This is a genomic window from Stenotrophomonas sp. HMWF003, assembly GCF_003061285.1.
GTDB lineage: Bacteria > Pseudomonadota > Gammaproteobacteria > Xanthomonadales > Xanthomonadaceae > Stenotrophomonas > Stenotrophomonas maltophilia_AP.
This window is the reverse complement of sequence record NZ_QAIW01000406.1, coordinates 6,159-8,079: the sequence shown is the minus strand read 5'-3', so window position 1 is coordinate 8,079 and position 1,921 is coordinate 6,159. Positions and strand designations below refer to the sequence as shown.

The window sequence follows — 1,921 nt, the reverse complement described above, 5'->3', positions numbered from 1 at the left end:
ATTCCGGGCCGATCACCGCCGCTTCCACCGGCCAGATGTGCTGCTGCAACCAGACCATCAACGGCAGGTCGTCGGCGACGCCCCGTAGCAGGGTCATCGGGTTGTGGGTGTGCGCGTTGACCAGGCCCGGCATCAGCGCCGCATCGGGGCGCGAGACGGTCTGCTTAGGCGCAAAACGCTCACGCGCCTCGGCCCGCGGCAGGATCGCGATGATCTCGCTGCCGCGCACCGCCACGGCATGGTCTTCCAGCACCACCGCATGGGGTTCGATCGGGACCACGTAGCCGGCTTCGATCAGCAGGTCACAGGTTTCGGGAATGCGTGCGGTGTCGGTCATGCGTGCTCACTTGTCTGGGCGGACGACCCGAAGGTGTGGGCGACCGGGACGCTCTGGAGGTACAGCCGACCGTTGGTCGGCTGTACCGGGTGCGGTGCTGGCCGATACGGCAGCCGACCAACGGTCGGCTCTACCGGTATGGTGGTCGGCCGATGCTGCAGCCGACCAACGGTCGGCTCTACCGGTATGGTGGTCGGCCGATGCTGCAGCCGACCAACGGTCGGCTCTACCGGTGCGGTGGTTGGCCGATGCCGCAGCCGACCAACGGTCGGCTCTACCGTAATCCGACCTTTGGTCGGATTACTTGCCTGCGCGTGCGGAGTATTCGCCCGAACGGGTGTCGACCTTGATGATTTCATCCTGGTTGACGAACAGCGGCACGCGGACCACGGCGCCGGTTTCCAGGGTGGCCGGCTTGCCGCCGCCGCCGGAGGTGTCACCCCGGACGCCCGGATCGGTTTCGACGATCTTCAGTTCGACGAAGTTCGGCGGCTGGACGAAGATCGGCTCGCCGTTCCACAGGGTGACGATGCAGGACTCTTCGCCCTTCAGCCACTTTTCGGCGCCGCCCATGCCGGACTTGACGGCCTGGACCTGCTCGAAGGATTCCGGGTCCATGAAGTGCCAGTACTCGCCGTCGCTGTACATGAAGTCCATGTTGGTATCGACCACGTCCGCCTTCTCCACGTCGTCGGTCGCCTTCATGGTCATTTCGACCACGCGGCCCGACTTGATGAAGCGGTACTTCATGCGGGTGAAGGCCTGGCCCTTGCCCGGCTTGACGTATTCGGTCTCGGTGATGACCGCCGGTTCATTGTTGACCAGGATCTTCATCCCGTTCTTGACATCGTTCATGCCCACAGTGGCCATGCTGAAACTCCTGAATGGGCAAACGCCGCGCAGGCGCGGCGAGCCGGATAGAATGGAAAACCCACCGGCACCGGTGGGGTGACTCGTTTTTCTGACCGACATGATAACCGCAGGCCCCCATTCCATGCAGCTTTCCGCCACGCCCCTGCCCACCCCCGTGCGCTGGCAACAGCTCTGGCGCCAGGCGGTACGCGACCCGCGGGTGCTGCTGCAGCAGCTGGGCCTGGACCCGGATGCCCTGCCCGTATCGGCCGAAGCGGCCAGCCAGTTCGCGGTGCGCGTGCCGCAGGGCTTCATCGCCCGCATGCGGCACGGCGACCGCCACGACCCGCTGCTGCGCCAGGTGCTGCCGATCAGCGATGAAATGCAGGTGGTGCCGGGCTTCAGCCTGGACGCGGTCGGCGACGGCCTGGCCAAGAAGGCCACCGGGGTCATCCAGAAGTACCGCGGCCGCGCCCTGCTGGTGACCACCGGCAGCTGCGCGATCAATTGCCGCTACTGCTTCCGTCGCCATTTCGACTACGGCACCGAGAACGCGGCGAAGGAAGGCTGGCGCGAGGCGGTGGATGCCATCGCCCAGGACCCGGACATCGACGAGGTGATCCTGTCCGGCGGCGACCCGCTGTCCCTGGCCACCCACAAGCTGGTCGAGCTGACCGATGCGCTGCGGCAGATCCCGCATCTGCGCCGCCTGCGCATCCACAGCCGCCTGCC

At 66.2% G+C, this 1,921-nt stretch carries 2 protein-coding genes and 1 pseudogene; 1 reads left to right on the top strand and 2 read right to left on the bottom strand.

Annotated features, from left to right (window positions below; genetic code table 11):
• Positions 1-250, bottom strand: a pseudogene (locus DBR34_RS23770) (TRZ/ATZ family hydrolase); the annotation flags it as partial.
• Between the two features lie 387 nt (positions 251-637).
• Complete coding sequence (gene efp, locus DBR34_RS17415) at positions 638-1,207, bottom strand: elongation factor P (RefSeq protein ID WP_128097720.1); 570 nt, start codon at positions 1,205-1,207, stop codon at positions 638-640.
• 100 nt (positions 1,208-1,307) lie between these two features.
• Between efp and DBR34_RS23765 the strand changes: the two genes are divergently transcribed.
• Positions 1,308-1,921 (top strand): radical SAM protein (locus DBR34_RS23765; RefSeq protein WP_258224074.1); only part of this gene is annotated, 614 nt, incomplete at its 3' end.

Bases quoted from the DNA above. Each gene is read 5' to 3' on its own strand.
- efp (WP_128097720.1), bottom strand. From the start codon at position 1,207: ATGGCCACTGTGGGCATGAACGATGTCAAGAACGGGATGAAGATCCTG.